Source organism: Bacillus sp. SIMBA_005 (assembly GCF_046535585.1).
Classification (GTDB): domain Bacteria; phylum Bacillota; class Bacilli; order Bacillales; family Bacillaceae; genus Bacillus; species Bacillus pumilus.
On sequence record NZ_JAWRWI010000486.1, the window covers coordinates 1 to 268 of the forward strand.

The 268-nt window shown below is 55.6% G+C and carries 1 protein-coding gene; it reads left to right on the forward strand.

Annotated elements, in window-relative coordinates:
* Positions 1-268, forward strand: a 268-nt coding sequence (locus tag SB660_RS21000) for a hypothetical protein (protein ID WP_410584311.1), incomplete at both ends; no start/stop codon positions are given.

Genomic DNA, 268 nt, shown 5'->3' on the forward strand with positions numbered 1-268 from the left:
CCAATAACACCGGCCTTGGCGATGGCATCGCATCGGATGGTGACGGTGGATCCGTGGATATTCCGGGAAAGAACATCCAGATCGTAAACATCTCGGATGTGGCCGGGACCCCAATCGGGAATATCAGTTTTTTCGACAATTCCTTCTATGTCAGTGCCGATCCGACGTACTCGGGATTGACCTACGACGCGCCCGACGGCGCGAAGGGCATGGCAATCCGGTCCGATGGTGCGGAGTTCCGACTTGTCTCGTTCCGGTATTACAACTG